General features: G+C 69.6%; 15 protein-coding genes. 1 reads left to right on the plus strand and 14 read right to left on the minus strand.

Annotation, left to right across the window (positions count from 1 at the left end):
* Positions 1–2: 2 nt before the first annotated feature.
* From ACLIVD_RS28045 to ACLIVD_RS28110, 14 genes are all read right to left on the minus strand, one after another.
* Entirely contained in the window at positions 3–290 is a 288-nt protein-coding gene (locus tag ACLIVD_RS28045) for a hypothetical protein (protein ID WP_005252344.1), read from the minus strand.
* A 120-nt stretch (positions 291–410) separates the two neighbouring features.
* Positions 411–1,208 (minus strand): hypothetical protein, encoded by a 798-nt coding sequence (locus ACLIVD_RS28050; RefSeq protein ID WP_491930984.1) that lies wholly within the window; start codon positions 1,206–1,208, stop codon positions 411–413.
* Between the two features lie 126 nt (positions 1,209–1,334).
* Positions 1,335–3,068, minus strand: coding sequence for a dihydroxyacetone kinase subunit DhaL (gene dhaL, locus ACLIVD_RS28055; protein WP_491930985.1), 1,734 nt, complete (start codon positions 3,066–3,068; stop codon positions 1,335–1,337).
* Between the two features lie 9 nt (positions 3,069–3,077).
* Entirely contained in the window at positions 3,078–5,024 is a 1,947-nt protein-coding gene (locus tag ACLIVD_RS28060; RefSeq protein ID WP_491930986.1) for an FAD-dependent monooxygenase, read from the minus strand.
* A 1-nt stretch (position 5,025) separates the two neighbouring features.
* Entirely contained in the window at positions 5,026–6,339 is a 1,314-nt protein-coding gene (locus tag ACLIVD_RS28065) for an MFS transporter (protein ID WP_061044352.1), read from the minus strand.
* A gap of 136 nt (positions 6,340–6,475) precedes the next feature.
* Entirely contained in the window at positions 6,476–7,387 is a 912-nt protein-coding gene (locus ACLIVD_RS28070) for a LysR substrate-binding domain-containing protein (protein WP_477953615.1), read from the minus strand.
* Positions 7,388–7,409: 22 nt separating this feature from the next.
* Entirely contained in the window at positions 7,410–8,237 is an 828-nt protein-coding gene (locus tag ACLIVD_RS28075) for a sugar phosphate isomerase/epimerase family protein (RefSeq protein ID WP_477953616.1), read from the minus strand.
* Complete coding sequence (locus tag ACLIVD_RS28080; RefSeq protein WP_491930987.1) at positions 8,234–9,958, minus strand: FAD-dependent oxidoreductase; 1,725 nt, start codon at positions 9,956–9,958, stop codon at positions 8,234–8,236. The genes ACLIVD_RS28075 and ACLIVD_RS28080 overlap by 4 nt, the downstream gene beginning before the upstream one ends.
* Complete coding sequence (locus ACLIVD_RS28085) at positions 9,955–11,052, minus strand: Gfo/Idh/MocA family protein (protein ID WP_491930988.1); 1,098 nt, start codon at positions 11,050–11,052, stop codon at positions 9,955–9,957. The genes ACLIVD_RS28080 and ACLIVD_RS28085 overlap by 4 nt, the downstream gene beginning before the upstream one ends.
* Positions 11,052–11,849: an aldo/keto reductase gene (locus tag ACLIVD_RS28090; RefSeq protein WP_477953619.1), complete on the minus strand. Its 798-nt coding sequence runs from the start codon at positions 11,847–11,849 to the stop codon at positions 11,052–11,054. The genes ACLIVD_RS28085 and ACLIVD_RS28090 overlap by 1 nt, the downstream gene beginning before the upstream one ends.
* A complete protein-coding gene (locus ACLIVD_RS28095) occupies positions 11,846–13,795 on the minus strand; it encodes an oxidoreductase (protein ID WP_491930989.1) in 1,950 nt (649 codons plus the stop codon). Before ACLIVD_RS28095 ends, ACLIVD_RS28090 begins: the two co-directional genes overlap by 4 nt.
* Positions 13,792–14,694 (minus strand): shikimate dehydrogenase, encoded by a 903-nt coding sequence (locus tag ACLIVD_RS28100; protein ID WP_491930990.1) that lies wholly within the window; start codon positions 14,692–14,694, stop codon positions 13,792–13,794. The genes ACLIVD_RS28095 and ACLIVD_RS28100 overlap by 4 nt, the downstream gene beginning before the upstream one ends.
* 31 nt (positions 14,695–14,725) lie before the next feature.
* A complete protein-coding gene (locus tag ACLIVD_RS28105) occupies positions 14,726–16,090 on the minus strand; it encodes an MFS transporter (protein ID WP_491930991.1) in 1,365 nt (454 codons plus the stop codon).
* A gap of 152 nt (positions 16,091–16,242) precedes the next feature.
* Positions 16,243–17,136, minus strand: a complete 894-nt coding sequence (locus ACLIVD_RS28110; RefSeq protein WP_005252314.1) for a LysR family transcriptional regulator — start codon at positions 17,134–17,136, stop codon at positions 16,243–16,245.
* Positions 17,137–17,270: 134 nt separating this feature from the next.
* On the opposite strand from ACLIVD_RS28110, the gene ACLIVD_RS28115 reads away from it, so the two are divergent.
* Positions 17,271–17,963, plus strand: a complete 693-nt coding sequence (locus ACLIVD_RS28115) for an SDR family NAD(P)-dependent oxidoreductase (protein WP_491930992.1) — start codon at positions 17,271–17,273, stop codon at positions 17,961–17,963.
* Positions 17,964–17,975: the final 12 nt, after the last annotated feature.

A 17,975-nucleotide genomic window follows, 5' to 3' on the forward strand; every position in this document is an offset into this window, starting at 1 on the left:
AGCTACTGCCTGGAACCCGCGCCGAACTGCCGCAGCACGAGCGCCGCCCCGCCCACGGTGACCAGCACCGGCCACTCGACCAGTCCGGCTGCGCCGACGGCGGCCAAGGTCAGCGCGGCGGCAGGCGTCGAATGACTCCCGCTCTCCATGCCGGACCGGACCCCGCTCGCCGCTCCGCGCACTCCGCCGACCACACCACCGATCGCGGCCCCTCCGACCGCGCCGACCGCACTGGTCGTCGCGTTCGCAGCACCTGACACGGCGTGCACTGTGCCATCGACGATTCGCATGATGAGCTCCCATCGGCCGTGGCCACAACCGCCGATGCACGGCGGATCATGTCTGCGGTACCCACCTCAGGGTATTCTCAACCGCCGCGCGCCGGAACAGTTTCAGGGAACTCTCAGCTGCTATCGGATACTGTTCTGCCCCATAGGAATTCGCTCGCCTTGTTCGGTGCGCCAGAATTCCCAGCCGTCGTGGGTTTCGATGTCTCCGCTGATGTGACTGGCAACGGCGGTCGCCGCCGTCGTGGGGTCGGGGAACCGGCGGCCCTGCATCGGACCACGCATGATCTCCAGAGTCTGGGTGTCGGGGTCGAACCGTCCGACCAACCGATATCCCTCGAAGTCCGCCACGACCTCGAGGCGGGTATCGATCAATTCCTCCAACGCCGCCGTCGCCTTGGCCGGCTTCTTCCGGGCCGAAGCGCGGGCGTCGGCGTCGGCGCGCAACGTCGCCGCCGTCGTCGCGCGTTGCGCGTCGCTGTACCGGCTGGGGTCTTTCTCCCCCGCCAGCCCGAGCAGGTCCCAGCGCCCGCGACCGTGCGCGATCCGGCTCAGCGGGATCGCGTGATGTCCGGTCCGCGTGCGTCCGGGGGTGTCCATCATCCACAGATCCACCTCGGCGCGGATATCGTCGGCGACCTCGGACGAGGGCACGACGAAGAACTCCTCCGGCGAACTCGCGAGATCCACGAACACCCAGAACTGCGAGCCGGTGTCGTCGTCGTCGAGCGATTCGTCCTGTTTGCGGGCCTGCCAGTCGCCGCTGAGCTTGGAGCGCACCCGCACGATGCAGCTCGTGCCGTCGTCGCCCCAGACCTGGACGGGGTTACGTCGCGAGTGGGTGAGCCGGACGGCTTTGCCGCCCCGTTCCACGACGTCGGCGATGAAAGCCTGGATTCCCCGGCTGGCGGTGTCTTCCACTGTCTACGTGTCCGTCCCTGATTCTGCGCCCCGTACGCAGGTGGAGAGAGGTGTGGCGACGGGTTTGCACAGCACGACTCGGGGGTTCTTCTCCTCACCTTACGTGCCGAGCCCGGCGCGCGGTGACTACCCGACCGTGCGGGCCGCTTCCGCGGCCTCGGCGAAGAACCACGACAGCACCAGTGCACCGGGGTCCACGACGCCGCGCGCCGCCTCACCGATGTAACTGGCCCGGCCGCGCCGCGCGGTGATGTCCGCGGTGGCCTCGGCACCGCGGGCGGCGGCGTCCGCGGCCTCGGCCAGACCCTCGGCCGGACCCTTCCCGGCCGCGACGGCCGATTCGAGGGCGGCGACGGCGGGGGCGATGGCGTCGATCATCGTCTTGTCTCCGGGTTGCGCCCCGCCGAGTTCCTGGATCGTGTCGAGGCCTGCTCGTGCCGCGGCGGCGATCGCCTTCGTGTCCAGTCCGTGCGGTGCGTCGGCGGCCACCCGGTAGAACTGCCGGAACCAGACACCGAACAGCGCGCCCGACGTGCCACCCGCGTGACCGAGGTAGGCGTCGGACACTGATTCGAACACCGTCGCCGGAGAGTAGCGGTCGCGGATCCCGGGAACGTCGACGTGGTCGAGGGCGGCCACCATGTTGGTGCCGAAGTCCCCGTCGCCCGCGCGGCGATCGAGGTCGGTGAGGTTCGGTTCCTCGGCGAGCACCTTCTCCACGAACGCGCCGATCCACGCACCCACCGCCGCCCGGCCCAGCGCGTCGGCGGTGCCGGGCACCTCTGCCTCGTCCTCGCGGGAGGCGACGTTCGACCGGAACCGCACCTCGGATTCGTCTGCGATGCCGCGGAATTCCCCGGCCGGGGCGTTGGGCCATCCCGGTGCGGCGGTCGGTGCGTCCCACAGGTCGAGGAGCTGGTCGTCGCAGCGCACCAGCGTGATGGACGCGCCGTCCATGTCGAGGGCGGTGACGAAGCTGCCGACCAGCGAGCGACGGATCACCACACCCCACTCCGCGAGGTGGTCGGCGAGCTCACCGAACAGCAGTTGCAGCTCCAGCGGATGGGCCCCTCCGAGCCCGTTGACGATCGCGATCACCGGCTCGCCCCGCTCCACGCCGAGGGAGGCGAGCACGGGGTCGGTGAGCCGGCGGACCAGTTCGGCCGCCCTCATCGCGTCGACCCGTTCGGTTCCACGTTCGCCGTGGATGCCGATCCCGAGTTCGATCTGCCCCTCCGGGAGGTCGAACGACGGCGAGTCCGCCCCCGGAACGGTGCACGCGCTGAGCGCGACCGCCATGCTGCGGGAATTCCGGGCCGTGCGTCGCCCGAACTCCGCGACGGTGGCGAGGTCGTCGCCGCGTTCGGCCGAAGCGCCGCAGATCTTCTCGACCGCGATCGTGGCCGCGGTGCCGCGACGTCCGGGCCCGTCCTCCCGTTCGGAGGCGACGTCGTCGTCGACGAGGACGTGCTCGACCGTGACGCCGTCCTCCGCCGCCAGTTCGCCGGCGATGCGGAAGTTGAGGACGTCGCCGGTGTAGTTCTTCACGATGTGCACGACTCCGCCGCCCGCGTCCACGGCCCGGGTCGCGGCCCGCACCTGCAGCGCGTTGGGCGAACTGAAGATCAGGCCGGGGCAGGCTCCGGTGAGCATGCCCCGGCCGACGAACCCGGCGTGCAGCGGTTCGTGCCCGGACCCGCCGCCCGACAGCAACGCGACCTGCCCGGACGGCAACGGTTCCCGCCGTGTGAGATAACCCGGTTCCGGATGCCATTCGAGATCGTCGGTGGTGGCGACGGCCCCGCGGAGCGCGTCGACGACGAAGGACTTGGGCGAGTTCAGGAACTGTGGGTGCGCCATGCTCCCAGGCTAAGCGTCCGCATGTGAGTGCCGCGGAGTGCCGGAGCACACTTTGCCACTCACGTGGGAGGCGGCGGCCAGTGCTTCCTCGAACTCCCGCCGGCCCGACTGCGATCCGAGTAGGAGCGCGAGCCGGGTCAGGAACCCCTCGCGGTCCGATTCGTCCGCCTGGTCGAGCGCCTCGGACAGTCCCATCCACACGTTCTCGCGCAGCAGTTCGTCCGGTGTCGCCGTCGTCTCCGTGTGCGCGGGGACGATGCCCAGCGTGGGGGCGGTTGCCGTTTTCAGGTGGTCGTGGACGTTGCCGAGCAGCGACAGGTCGCGGACCCGGCACAGGACGAGTCCGTCCGGGCGGATCACGAAACACTCACCCGCGGCCGCACCGAGAGCCGTCGGCAGCGCACCGTCGGGGTCGTCGAGGACCGTCAGGTCGGCCGCCGCGGCCACCGCCGCACCCGGTGCCGCGACGACGACCGCCCGCACCGATTCGGGCGACAGCGCCATCGCGAGCGCGGATGCGTGTGCGGCGATCATCCGGGCACCGGCCGCGTCGACTCCGACACCGAGGAGCGCGAAACCCGTTCCCCGGACCCGGTTCAGCGACGACTCCACCGACCCTTCGGCGGTGACGACGCGGACGCGCCGGTCCTCCATCGGATCCCCGGGCAGCACGCCGGTCGTCCCCTCGGCCACCGGCCACGTGAGCGGCGACAGGTGCGCGTGCGTCGCACTCGACTGCCGCGGATTGATGAGGTGACCGAACTCCGGACGGGTCGTGGCCAGCGCCAGCACCGCGTCGCGGGTGGTGCGGTAGCCGTGGCTGCCGGGCGACATGATGAGCGTCGACTTGCCCGCGTTGTCGACGTTCTGCTGCCAGGCGGCGCGCCGTTCGGCCGAATATGCCTGCAGGAGAGACCCGTCTGCGGTCCCGTGGACGACGGCGGCCAGGGTCCAGGCCAGGGTCTCGGCGTCCTCCATGCCGGAGTTCAGCCCGCGGACGCCGAAGATCGGCACCAGGTGGGCGGCGTCGCCGGCGAACAGGATGCGACCGTGCGTGAAGTCTTCCAGCGCGAGCGCGTGCGCGCGGTAGAAGCCGTGCCATTCGAGGGTCCACGGCACGTCGTTCTCGAGCCAGTCGAGGTGCCGGGTGATCCGGTCGCGGATGCGGTCTTCCTGCGTCTCGAGTTCGGCGTCGTCGGAACTGTCGAGTTGGTAGTCGATGCGCCAGATGTCGCGGGGTTGCTGATGCATGATGATCGTCGAGCCGGGGTTGCTCGGCGGGTCGAACCACACCATCCGCTCGGCGGGCAGCGTCGATTCCCAGTGGATGTCGGCGATCACGTAATTGCCCTGATAGCTGTTTCCCTGCAACCGGATTCCCGCGAGTTCGCGCATCCGGCTGCGACCGCCGTCGGCGGCCACCACCCAGCGCGTGCGGAGTCGGCGAGCACCGAACGCGGTGTCGACGTCGAGCGTCACGTCCTCGTCCGACCGCAGCACCCCGGCGACGCTCGACGACCAGTGGAACGTGATCAGCGGGTGCGCGAGCAGTGTGTCGGTCATGATCTGTTCGATCTCGGACTGCGACACGTTGACCATGGGCCCGCGGACGTCGTGTTCGCCGTGCGCCATCTGGAAGTGCAGCACCTGCTCGTCGCGGTAGAAGCTGCGCCCACCCACCCAGGGGAGCACGATTTTCTCGAGTTCCGGGCCGAAACCGAGCCGGGCGGCCACCTCGAGGCTGTGCCGGGAGATACAAATGGCCCGGCTGCCGAACGACACCTGGTCGGCGGCCTCGAGCACGGTGACGGGGATGCCGCGCTGCGCGAGGCCGAGCGCGACGCCCATGCCGACCGGTCCCGCGCCCACGACGACGACGGGCAGGGCCTCGTCGGTTGCACCGGTCGACGCGAACTCCGTCGCCGGGTACTTCTGTGGCTGAAAGTAGGTGGACATGTCAGGCGGCCTCCGCTTCCCGGCGCTTGGTGTTGGTTTCCGGCAACAGCAGGATCGAGACGAGACTGACCACGGCGATCACCACGAAGTAGGCGGTGACGGCCGTCGAGGTGCCGAACGCTTCGAACAGCCACGTCGCCATGAACGGTGCGAGCCCGCCGCCGAGGATGGCGCCGATCTGGTAGCCGAGAGACGCACCGCTGTAGCGGATGTGGGCGGGGAAGAGTTCCGCGAACAGTGCCGACTGCGGCCCCGCGGTGGTGCCGAGGACCGCCGCCATCACGATCATCGCGAGCAGCATGACGGGGATCGACGCCGTGTCGATGAGCGGGAAGAACACCGCGGCCACGATCACGAGCGCGATCGAACTCCACGTGTACACGCGGCGCCGGCCGAGCACGTCCGACTTCCAGGCCGACACGGCCATGCCCGCCATCCAGACCGGGCACGCGACGATCAGCAGTGTGAGCATCGTGGCGCGGCTGTAGCCGAGTTCCTTGGTGCCGTACGTCAGGACGTACACCATGAACACGTAGGCGATGCCGTTGGTCGCAATGAACGTGCCCGCCGCGAGCAGGACCGTCCGCCAGTTGCGGGTCAGCACCTCGACGATCGGCATCTTCACGATCGTGTCGCTCTCCTTGGCCTCCGCGAACGCCGGGGACTCGAAGACGCCGAGGCGAATCCACATCGCGACGCCGACGAGCACGGCGCTCATCAGGAACGGCACCCGCCAGCCCCACGTCTGGAACGCGTCGTCGGACAGCAACTGGGTGACGGCGAGGAACACGACGTTCGCCATGATCACTCCGGCCGGGACACCCATCTGCGGTGCCGCGCCGTACAGTCCGCGCTTGCCTTCCGGGGCGTGTTCGGTGGCCATGAGCACCGCACCGCCCCATTCGCCGCCGACGCCGATGCCCTGGACGAACCGCAACGCCACCAGCAGGATGGGTGCGGCCACCCCGATGGCCTCGAAGTTCGGGAGCAGGCCGATGCCGACAGTCGCGGCGCCCATCATGGTCAGCGACAGCACCAGCATCGACTTGCGCCCGATGCGGTCACCGAAGTGGCCCATGACGACACCGCCGATCGGGCGGGCGATGAATCCGACCGCGAACGTGGCGAATGCGGCGAGGGTTCCGGCGAACGTCGACGCGCCGGGGAAGAACTGCGGTCCGATCACCAGGGCTGCGGCGGTGCCGTAGATGAAGAAGTCGTACCACTCGATCGCGGTACCGACGAAGCTCGACAGGACTGCCCTGCGCGCTTCCTTGTGGGACACCGGCGGTGTCGCCTCGGTGATTGCCGTCATCGTCTGCCTTCCCGGTTCTGCTGCGCGCATACTCATCGCGCTACCGGAAAACAATGACCCGACTCACATACATCTGAAAAGCGGGACTATCCCCGCATGAATTGCAGAAAAACCGTGGAAGGCACGAATGCGCAGCTCAGGGCGTGACGAACCGGATGAATGCTCGCGCGACCCGGCTCAGCGTCGCCTCCTGATGCCATGCCACGACCACGGCCACCGACGCCGGTTTCGGTTCGGCGATCGGTTTCACGACGACGGGCAGACCCTCGTACGTGACGTCGACCAGGGGTCGTTGCAACAGCAGCGTCCACCCCAGGCCGCGTCCGACGAAGGCCCGCGCCGTCTCGAAGTTCGCGGTCCGGTACGCCACCCGGGGCGCGAAACCGGCCTCCCGGCAGACGTCCATCGCATGGTTGGTGCTCGGTGGCGCGTCCAGCAGCACCATCGGGTGCTCGGCCAGATCCACGAGCCGCACCGGCCCGTCGACTCCCGCCAGCGGATGCTCCGCCCCGAACACCACCATCGGCTCCCGGGTCATGAGCGGCACGGTCTGCCACTCCGGGGACAGGTCCAGGTCGTAGACGATGGCGACGTCCAGTTCGCCGCCCTCGAGCTGCGTCCGCAACCGGTTCTGCGTGTCTTCCCGGAACTCCACGGACGCCCGCGGGTACTCGGCTGTGAACGCGTACAACATCGACGGCAGGATCGTCGGGCCGAGCGCGGGGTAGCAGCCGACGGCGATCGGCCCCGCGACGACACCGCCCTCCCCGGACGCGTCGGACTGCAACTCCCCCGCCTGCTGCAACAGGGCGCGCGCCCGCGACAGGACCGCCTCCCCCGTCGGGGTCAGCTGCACACCGCGGGCCCGCCGGCGCACACACAATTGCGCCTTCAGTGCCTTCTCCAGGTCCGTCACCGCCGCGGACAGCGCCGACTGCGACAGGTGCATCCGCTCGGCCGCACCACTGATCGTTCCGGTCTCCGCGACCGCCACGAACGCCGCCAGCTGGCGCATCGTGTACACGGGGACGGTGTCGGGGCGGGGCATGCAAGAACGGTAGCCCGGACCTTCAGCGTCCGGTTGCCACCGGAACCTGCGCGAGCACCTCCCGGGTGGCGGCGACCAGCCGCGCGAGCCACGCGTCCGTGCCGGCGGCCCGCCGGAGCGGCTCGTTGGGGAGTTCGATGCTCACCGGGAGACCCGCAGGCAACGTCGACCAGATGTCGGCGAGCGGGATGCCGCCCGACCCCGGAACGAGGCGCTCCTCGCGGGCCTGACGGATCAGTTCGGCGTCGTCCGTGGGCGCGGGCACCGAGCCGTCGCACATCTGGGCGTAGTGCAGCCATGCCCGCGGGATCGCCGCCAGGTCGTCGAGCGTGGTGCTCGACCGTCCGGCGTGCAGCCCGTCCACGAGCACGCTGCGCGCCGGCCCGTCGGCCTGCGACACGATCTCGACCGCGGTGGTCGCGTCGGGCACGGCCGTCCACGGCATGAACTCGAGGCTCGCGACGATGCCGTACTGCGCGCACAGTTCCGCCAGCCGGGCGTAGGAGTCGGTGAGCCGGGCGCGGTCGCGGTCGTCGCCGCCGACGAGCACGGCCTTCGCACCGAGGCGTGCGCCCGCCTCGAGCAGCGGAACGTACGACTTCGGGTCGAAATCGGCTCCCAGCCGGATGATTTCGAGGTCGAACACCTCTATCGGCGAATCGTCGAGACGACGGATCAGCGCGTCGAGGGCGGCGTCGTCCTCGTGCAGCGGGTAGGCGGTGGTGCCGGGCGCGGCGGGCAGCAGCCGGATGCCAATGGTGTCGAAGCCGTGCTTCTCGGCGAGGTCCACCTGCTGCAGCGGCGCGGTGTCGAGCACGGTGAGTGCGGCGAGGCCGAGTGGGGCGGTCATCGCTGATCTCCTGTCGTCGAGGCGAGGCGGCGACCGGTGAGGTAGCCGAAGGTCATGGCCGGGCCGAGGTTGATGCCGCCGGACGGGTAGTGGCCGCCCATGACGCTGGACTGGTCGACCCCGACGGCGAACAACCCGTCGATCGGCTGGTCGTCGTCGTTCAGCACCCGGGACGTCGCGTCGGTGACCAGACCGGCGAACGTGCCGAAGCTGCCGGGCACCACCTTGACCGCGTAGAACGGGCCCTCCTCGAGCGGTGCGAGGGAGGCGTTGGGCCATAGATTGTCGGCGTCCCCGGACCCGATGGTGAACGGCGTGGTGCCACGACCGAACTCGGGGTCGACGCCGTCGCGGGCGCCCTCGTTGAACGCTGCGACCGTCTTCTCCAGGCCGTCGGGGTCGACGCCGATCTTCTCGGCCAGCTCGCGCACCGTGCGGCCGCGGGTGAGGTAGCCGGACTTCAGGTACGGCCACGTGGGGATCGGCAGCGGCTTGGCCATGCCGAGCGGGAAGTACCGCAGGTACCGCTGGTCGGCGATCAACCAGGAGCAGACCTCGTCGCCGTCGGGGACCTGGTCGACCATCGCAAGAGTGTAGTCGTGGTAGCCGAGGGCCTCGTTGACGAAGCGGCGGCCGTCGGCGAGAACGCCGATGGCGCCGGGCTTTCCGCGGTCGAGGATGTGCGGGAACACGCCCTCCTTGCCGTTGCGGTATCGGATGATCGACACCGGGCAGTACGCCACCGGCGATGCGACCGAGCGGTCGAGTCGCCCGCCGACCGACTCGCCGAGGGTGATGCCGTCGCCGGTGGTCGTGGGCGGGGTGAGGGTCCAGTGTTCACGGCCCGTGGGCGTGCGGGGGAAGAGTTCGCGGCGCCGGTCGACGTCGCGACTGAAGCCGCCCGTCGCGAGGACGACTCCGCGGCGGGCGGACACGGAGTAGGCCCCGTCCGGGCCCTCCAGCCGGACACCGGTGACACTGCCCGCGGAGTCGGTGGTCAGCGCGGTGGCGGCCGTGCTCACGCGAATCTCGACGCCGGCGTCGAGCGCCGACCGCAGCAGCCGGCCGACGAGTGCGGTGCCGTTGACGAGTTGCTGGCCGCGGCGTGTGGTGGCGAGGTCGAGCAGGTGCGTGGACACCCTACGGGCGCAATGCACGAACGCCTTCGCCGAACGCGTCGAGTGCAGGAAGGCCTGCAGGTCCGGGCCGGCCATGATGCCCATGCCGAGGAACGAGGTCTCGTAGAGCTGCCGTCGGAGCAGCGCCGCGACGTCGGGGCCGAGTTTCCGGAGGCCCACCGGCTTCGGCCCGACGGAGCGGTGCCCCGTGCCCGCACCCGGTGTGTCGCCGTGGATGTCGGCGATCTTCGCGCCCGGAACGAACTGCAGCGCCGTCTTCTTCTCGAAGAACTCGACCATCTCGGGTGCTCCGTCGAGCAGGGCGTCGACCTTGGCGGCGTCGAAGTTCTCGCCGAGTCGGTGCTCGAGATAGGTGCGCGGCAGCGAGCGGTCCTCGTTCACGCCGTCCGCCTGCGCGAACAGGTTCCGCGGCGCCCACATCCAGCCGCCGGACCATGCCGTCGCGCCGCCGCACGTGTCCGCCTTCTCGACGACGAGGACGGAGGCGCCCCCGTCGGCTGCGGCGACGGCGGCGGACAGACCGCCCGCTCCGGAGCCGATGACGACGACGTCATAGGTGGCGGTGGTGTGTTCGGGGGTCATAGCGTCTCCTGAGCGGATGTTGTTGCGAAACTCGGTGCGGGCGTGAGGTCGACGACCCGGCCGGTGCGCGAGGACTCGTAGATCGCCGCGATGATCGCCAGCGAGGCGCGCGCGTCACGTCCGGTGACGGCGGGGTCGCGACCCGTCAGGACGGCGTCCGCGAAGTCGTGCACCTGGAGTGTGTGGAAGTCGGCGAGTCCGGCGTTGACTTCCGTGACGTCGAGATTGGCACGGACGCCGGGGCCGAACGGGGTGCGGAACTCGACTTCTCCGGGGACCGTCCAGATCTCGTTGACGCCCTCCCGGCCCTCCGGGAACTCGAGGACGCTCGCAATCGCACCGGTCTGCCCGATCACGGTGACCCGGTTGCCGAGGTTGTGGTTGGCGCCGGTGGTCGCGGTGACGGTCGCCGTGCCGCCCGACGCGAACGAGACGACGGCGGACGCACTGTCCTCGGTCTCGATGTGGTCGCCGTGCGTGTGGGTGCGGATGAAGCCGCTTACCGAGACGGCCTCACCCATGAACCATTGGAGCATGTCGATCTGGTGGACGGCCTGTGTCATCAGGACTCCGCCGCCGTCGGTGTCCCACCGTCCGCGCCACTCGTCGGCGGAGTAGTAGGACGACGGGCGGTGCAGGAGCACCGACGCCTCACCGAGTACCGGAACGCCGATCCGGCCGTCGTCGATGGCCGTCCTGATGCGTTTCGCGGCCGGCCAGAACCGGCGCTGGAACAGCACACCGAACGTGATGGCGGCGCGGTCGGCGGCCGCGATCATCCGGTCTGCCGCGGCGACGTCGACCGCGATCGGCTTCTCGCACAGCACGTGGATCCCGGCCTCGGCGGCCGCGACGACCACCTGCTCGTGCACCGGATGCGGGGTGCAGACGGTGCACGCATCGAGGCCGAGGGCGATCAACTCCTCCACCGAACCGACGGCCCGCGCGATACCGTGTGCGTCCGCGAACTCGCGGGCGCGGTCGACGTCGGGGTCGCAGCAGCCGACCACGTCGACGCCGGGCACCTGCTGCAGGGCCCGCGCGTGGTTGCCGGCGATCTTTCCGCAGCCGACGATGCCGATACGTAGTGCCATCAGTAGTGCTCCTCCGTTTCGACGTCCCGGGCCGCGGATTCGCCGCGGTCGAGACGGTTCAGGGCGTCGACGTCCGCGGCGGTGAGCCGCACGTCGAGGGCGGCCAGGTTCTCGGCCTGGCGGGCGGGATTCGCGGATCTCGCGATCGGCACGACACCCTGCGCGAAGTGCCAGGCCAGGACCACCTGCGCGGGGGTGCGGTCGAGGCGCCGGGCGATGTCGGTGACCGTGGGTGAGCCGAGAACCTCGCCGCGGCCCAGTGGGCTCCACGACTGCGTGAACACGCCGAGTTCGTCGTCGGCGCGCCGGACCGGCAGCCGGGCGAGCGACGGGTCCATCTGGATCTGGTTGACCGCGGGCGCTTCTCCGGTCTCGGCGACGACGCGACGCAGGTGCTTCTCCAGGAAATTGGAGACGCCGACGTAGCGGACGAGGCCGGCGTCGCGGCACGCGAGCATCGCGTCGAACGCCGCCACGTACCGGTCGTGGCGTGGCAGCGGCCAGTGGATGAGGAACAGGTCGAGCCGATCGAGTCCCAGAGTCTTCAGGCTGCGCTCGACCGCGCCGCGGATGTCACCCGACACGTGATCGCTCCCACGCAGTTTCGTGGTGACGAACAGCTCCTCGCGGGGCAGTCCGCACTCCGCGAGCGCAACCCCCACGGCGTCCTCGTTGTCGTAGACCGTGGCGGTGTCGACGAGCCGGTAGCCGGCCTCGATGCCGGACAGCACGGCCCGGGTGGCGTCCGGGCCGGTCAGTGGCCAGGTCCCCAGACCGAGGGGCGGAATGTCCATCATGCGCTGACCTCCTCGCGCGCATCGGCGGCCGCGGTGATCTTCGCGGCGACGTCGGCTGCGGTGACGAGAGCGGCGTGGATCGAGCCGCCGTCGCCACTCGCGTCACCGACCGTGTGGACGCCGAGTCGCAGTGCCAGCGACCGCACTGCGGCGAGCAGGTCGGTGCGCGGTTCGACACCGTGCGAGATCAGCAGTTCGCCGGGGGCGTCGACCACCCGCTCTTCTCCGGCGGTCGAGATCACCACCCGGTCTTCCTCGATCCGAGTCACGATCGACGACAGGTGGGTGGTGAGGTTCGCACTCGCCGCGAGCCGCGGCAGCAGCACGATCTTTCCGCGCCGGCCGACGTCGTGGGCGATCGTCTCCTGCGGGCCGATCATGACCACCTTCGTGCCGTGCTGGAGCAGGTCGTCGGCGACCGCGGCCGCTTCCCGGTCGGCGCCGAAGATCGTGATCGCCTCGGGTGCCGGGTCTCCGGATTCCAGGAACTCGCGAACGTCGCGGACCCTCCGGGTGTCGGCCCCGGGGAGGTCGACCTCGGGTCCGCGGCCGCCCGTCGCGAGCACGACGGCGTCGAAGTCGAGTTCCGCCAGTGCGGCGGCGTCGACCCGCGTGCCGGTGTGGCAGGTGATGTCGAGGTCGGCGATCTCGCCGAGGTACCAGTCGACGATCCGTGAGTACTCGGGGTACTCGTGCAGTCGCGAGGCCAGCGCGAAATCGCCACCGAGACTGCCACGTTCGTCGTACAGGTCGACGCGGTGCCCGGCGAGCGCGAGGTCGCGGGCGGCCGCCATCCCCGACGGGCCACCGCCGACAACGGCGACACGCACCGCCACGTCCGCCGGTTTCGACGGCTGCTCGAGTTCGCGGCCCACCCACGGATTGACCGAGCACGGAACGGGTCCGGCGGCGAGGCTGTCGATGCAGTAGTTGCAGGCGATGCAGGGCCGGTACCGGCCGCCGTCCAGCGCGCGGTTCGGGAAGTCCGGGTCGGCGTGCAGGGTGCGGGCCATGCTGACGAAGTCGGCCTGCCCCGATTCGATGATCTGCGCCGCGACCTCGGGTGAGTTGATCCGGCCTGCGACCCCGACGGGGAGGTCGAAGTCCCGCGTGTACTGCTCGGAGTACGGGGCGAGGAGGCCGCGGGGCCACTCGCCGGGTTGGATGATCCACTGCCCGGCTTCGTAGTTGCCGGCGGAGACGTCGAGGAAGTCGAGCCGGTCGGTGTCGATCGCGTCGATCCGGGCGCGGGTCGTCTCGGCGTCGAGACCGCCGTCGACGGCCTCGAACGCCGAGAACCGCAGTCCGAGAGCGATACCCGGTGCCATCGTGCGCACGGCGTCGATCACCTTGTTGACGAACAGCGTCGGGTCGGCCCACTCGTCGTCGCGGTGGTTGTACGCCGGCGAGAGGAACTGGTGGATGAGGTAGCCGTGACCGCCGTGCAGCGAGATCACGTCGACCCCGGCCCGCTGACAGCGCGCGGCGGCCTCACCGAAGCATTCGATGATGTGCTCGATGTCGTCGCCGTCGAGTTGCTCGGGCATTTCGCCGCCGACCACCGCGCACGGGATCGGCGACGGTGCGACGGGGACGAATCCGCTGACGGAACCCTGCGCGGTGCGGCCGCCGTGATTGAGTTCGACGCCGGTGAGCGCACCCTGCGCGTGGATCGCCGCGGCCATCTTCGCGATGCCCGGGATGCGTTCGTCGACGTCCACGCCCATCTGCCGGATACGGCCCTTGCCGTCGGCCCGCACGTAGCTGGCCTCGGTGAAGACGAGAGCGGCACCGCCCGCCGCACGGCGCTCGAGGTACGCGACGTAGTCGTCGGTCATCGTGCCGTCGACCTCGCAGTAGTTGCGCTCCATCGGCGCGGACACGAAGCGGTTGCGCAGTCGCACGTTACCCAGGTCGAGTGGTGCGGCGAACGGACGCGCGGTCATCGGGACTCCTCGAGAGCGGTCGGGGCGCACTGATCGGCGAGCAGTTCGCCCAGGTGACGTCGCATGCGGTCGGGGTCGGGCGTGACTCCGGTGAGGAGGGCGAACGTGTCGGCCGCCTGAGCGACGAGCATCTGACCGCCGTCGAGCACGTCGCAGCCGAGAGCGGTTGCTGCCGTAACGAGTTCGGTCCGCAGCGGGCGGTAGACGATGTCGGCGACCCACAGTCCGGGATGGAGCGCGTCGGTGTCGAACGGCGTTCCCGGATGTCCGACCATGCCGATCGGAGAGGCGTTGACGACGCCGTCGCAGTGCTCCAGGTTCGCTTCGATCGCGTCGAGGGGGATGGCCGTGACTCGTGTCTGCGGGAACGCCGCCGCGAGGCGCGCGCAGACGTCCGCGGCACGGGCCGGGTCGAGGTCGGCGACCCGCAGGTCCGTCACCCCGGCGGCGGCGAGCGCGTAGGCGACGGCCGAACCGGCACCGCCCGCACCGGCGAGGACGACGCGGCCGAGCCTGGCATCGGGCAGTCCCCGGCGCAGCGCCGCGAGGAATCCGCTGTGGTCGGTGTTGTGACCGATCAACCGCCCGTCGCGGACGACGACGGTGTTGACGGCACCGAGAAGTCGCGCGTTGTCGGATAATTCGTCGAGGGAGTCGACGACCACCTGCTTGCACGGGTGGGTGATGTTGAGTCCGGTGCAACCGGCTGCGACGGCCTGCCGCAGCGTGTCGCCGGAGTCGTCGACGGGGATGCCCTCCGCCGCGACGTCGATCAGGTCGTAGCGGTAGTCGGTCAGGCCGAGGGCGGCGGCCTCGTGTTCGTGCAGCGCCGGCGACAGGGACGTGGCGATCCCTGCCCCGACGAGGCGGATCCGGTGCCGGGTGGATACGGGGTGCATGACAATCTCCTGCAGTGAAGGGCGGGGCCGGTCAGGCGTCGTTGCGGACGAGCGTCTGGTGCCGGGCGCCGACCGTCGTCGTGCCGGGTTCGCCGAGCTGCTCGGTGGGGGTGCGGTAGGTCTCGGGACCGGTGAGTGCGGCGACCGACGACAGCAGCGCGAAGCCCAGGCACATCCAGGCGACCGGGGTCCAGTTCGCGGTGTCTCCCGCCGACAGCCACTGCGCGATGGCCGGGGTGAAGCCGGCGACCAACAGTCCGAGCATGAGGCTCACGGCCATTCCGGTGTACCGGACCTTGGCGGGGAACTGCTCGGGGAAGTACGCCGGGTACACGCCGTTGGGCATCGCATAGAACAGGCCGATCAGGACGATGCCTGCCGCGAACACCATCGGCGCGCTGCCGGTTCCGATCGCGTGGAAGAACACGAACACCATGCCCGCGGCGCCGACGGCGCCCGTCACGAACACCGGTTTGCGGCCGATCCGGTCGGCGAGCATTCCGAACAGCGGCTGGGTGAGGACCGCGACGAAGTTGGCGGTGGCGATGGCCCACAGCATCGTGGAGCGTTCGAGCCCGGCGACCTGCACGGCGTAGGCCAGCGCGAAGACGTTGACGATGGTGTTGATCATCGCGAACGTCGCGCTGAGGCTGATGCGGATCACGGTGCGCCAGTGCGAGCGGAACATCTCGACGACGGGGATGCCCGCCGTGTCGTCGTGTTCCTTCAGCTCTTCGAAGACCTCCGGCTCGTCGAGCTTGCGACGCAGCCAGACCGCAACACCCGTCACGAAGATGCTGAGCAGGAAGGGCACACGCCAGCCCCACGAGTAGAGCGCGTCGTCCGGCAGCGCGGCCACGGGAATGAACACCAGGCTCGAGATGACGATGCCGAACATGATGCCGCTCATGGTGAACGAGGTGTAGAACGAACGACGGTCGTCCGGTGCGTGTTCGAGCGTCAGCGCGGACGATCCTGGCGATTCGCCACCGGCGGACAGGCCCTGCAGCAATCGCAGGAGCACCAGGATGATGGGCGCGGCGATACCGATCTGGTCGTACGTGGGCAGGCAGCCGACGACCACGGTCGCGATACCCATGAGCAGGAGGCACGCCAGCAGCGAATTCTTGCGCCCGTATCGATCCCCGAGATGCCCCCACAGCACTGCGCCGAGTGGACGCGCGATGTACGCCACGCCGAGCGTGCCGATCGACAGCAGGGTCGCCGTGGCTCCTCCGCCCGGGAAGAAGATTCGCGGGAAGACCAGCGCCGCCGCGGATCCGTAGATGAAGAAGTCGTAGTACTCCAGCGTGCTGCCGAGGAATCCCGAGACGGCGGCCCGGCGGGCGTTCTCGTTCGGTTGTCCCCCGGTGTCGCGAGTGGAAGTGCTTGCCATGGTGTTCCTTTCGTCCCAAGGATCCGGTGCGCCGCGAGGCTTCCTTCGGAGGTGATCCACCTCACACGAAGTTCCGGACCGTGACGAGCGTGTCATGGCGAACTATGCGCAGTCCAGCGCAAAAAAAGTCTTAGATATAGACCGAAAATGTCCTAATCGGGAGTCGGGAGAATGTCCTCCGAGACCGCGAGGGCCACCCGGAGCGCGTCGGAGACCCGACGCGGTGACCAGGCGAGACCGTGGTTCATGTAGATCGGCTCGCCGGTGAGCGGCACGAACACCGTGCCCGGGGGCGTGAGCGCGGCAATGCCCGACGTCATGAGCGCCACGCCGACACCCGTCGCCACCAGCATCAGGATCATGTACGGATCGGTGATCTCCTGCACCACGCGGGGACGGAACCCCGCATCGACGCAGGCCCGCATCGCGACCTCCTGCAATGCCGAACCGGCCGACAGCGGTGTCGTGACGAAGCCGTCTTCGGCCAGGTCGCGCAGATCGATCTCCGGCTCGGACGCGAGCGGGTGGTCCGCCGGGAGCACGGCCCCGAACGGCTCGCGGCGGATCAACCGGGTGGACACCGAGGCCGTCTCGACGGGAAGGCCGACGAACGCGAGATCGAGTGCACCACTGTCCAGTTGGGTGATGGCGTCACGGGTCATGATGCGCCCGACGAGGGTGAGTTCGATGTCGGGGTAGCGCTGCCGGAGCGCGCGGGTGAGCGGGGGCAGGGACAGGTGATTGAGCACGCCCGTGAAGCCGATCTTGATGCGGCCGTACACGCCCCCGGCGGACGCACGGGTGGCCTGCCGCGCGATGTCGACGCTCTCGAGAATCCGGTACGCGTGCGGCAGGAACGTGTGTCCGGCCGACGTCAGGGCGACACTGCGGGTGCTCCGCTCGAACAACGGCACGCCGATGTCCTTCTCGAGTTTGCGCACCGTCTGACTCAGCGGCGACTGGGCCATCTGGAGTCGCGCCGCGGCCCTGCCGAAATGCAGTTCTTCGGCGACGGCGACGAACGCTTGCAGCCAGCGAATCTCCATCGGATTCCCTTCGGCGAGTTTGACGAGTGTTGCTCAGCCCATATATTCCAATTCATACACAGTGTGAAACGGATCATACCGATTTCGCACATAGAACAAGACTAATGCGCACACAGTCGCGAGGAGAAAACACCATGTCCACGTATCCCGAGGGCGCCACCGCGCTCGTCACCGGCGGCGCGAGCGGAATCGGCGCGGCGTGCGCGAAACGCCTCACCGACGCCGGGGTCCGCGTCGTCACCGCCGACGTCGCCGCCGAGGCCGACGAGCACCTCGACGTCACCGACGCCGACGCCGTCGAGAAACTCGCCGCCCGGCTCGGCCGTGTCGACATCCTCGTCAACAGCGCCGGCGTTGTGGGACCGTCCGCTCCCCTGGTGGACGTCGACCTCGAGGACTGGCGCCGCACGTTCCGGATCAACGTCGACGGGACATTCCTCCTCTGCCGCGCGTTCGTGCCGGCCATGACCGGCGCCGGCTGGGGGCGGGTCGTGAATCTGGCGAGCATCGCGGCGAAGGACGGGAATCCCAACCAGAGCGCCTACTCGGCGTCGAAGGCCGCCGTGATCGCGCTGACGAAATCGCTCGGCAAGGAGGTCGCGCAAACCGGTGTCCTGGCCAACGTGGTGGCACCCGCCGCGGTGGAGAGCCCGATGAATGCCGGCACCGACCCGGCGATCCTCGCGCGGTCGCAGAGCCTGACCCCGATGGCCCGGATGGGACGGCCCGAAGAGATCGCCGAACTCGTCGCATGGCTGTGCTCGGAAGCGCTCAGCTTCTCGACCGGCGCCGTCTACGACGCCAGCGGTGGCCGGGCGTCGTACTAGCGCGACACTCGC

It is taken from the genome of Rhodococcus sp. G6(2025) (genome assembly GCF_058628105.1).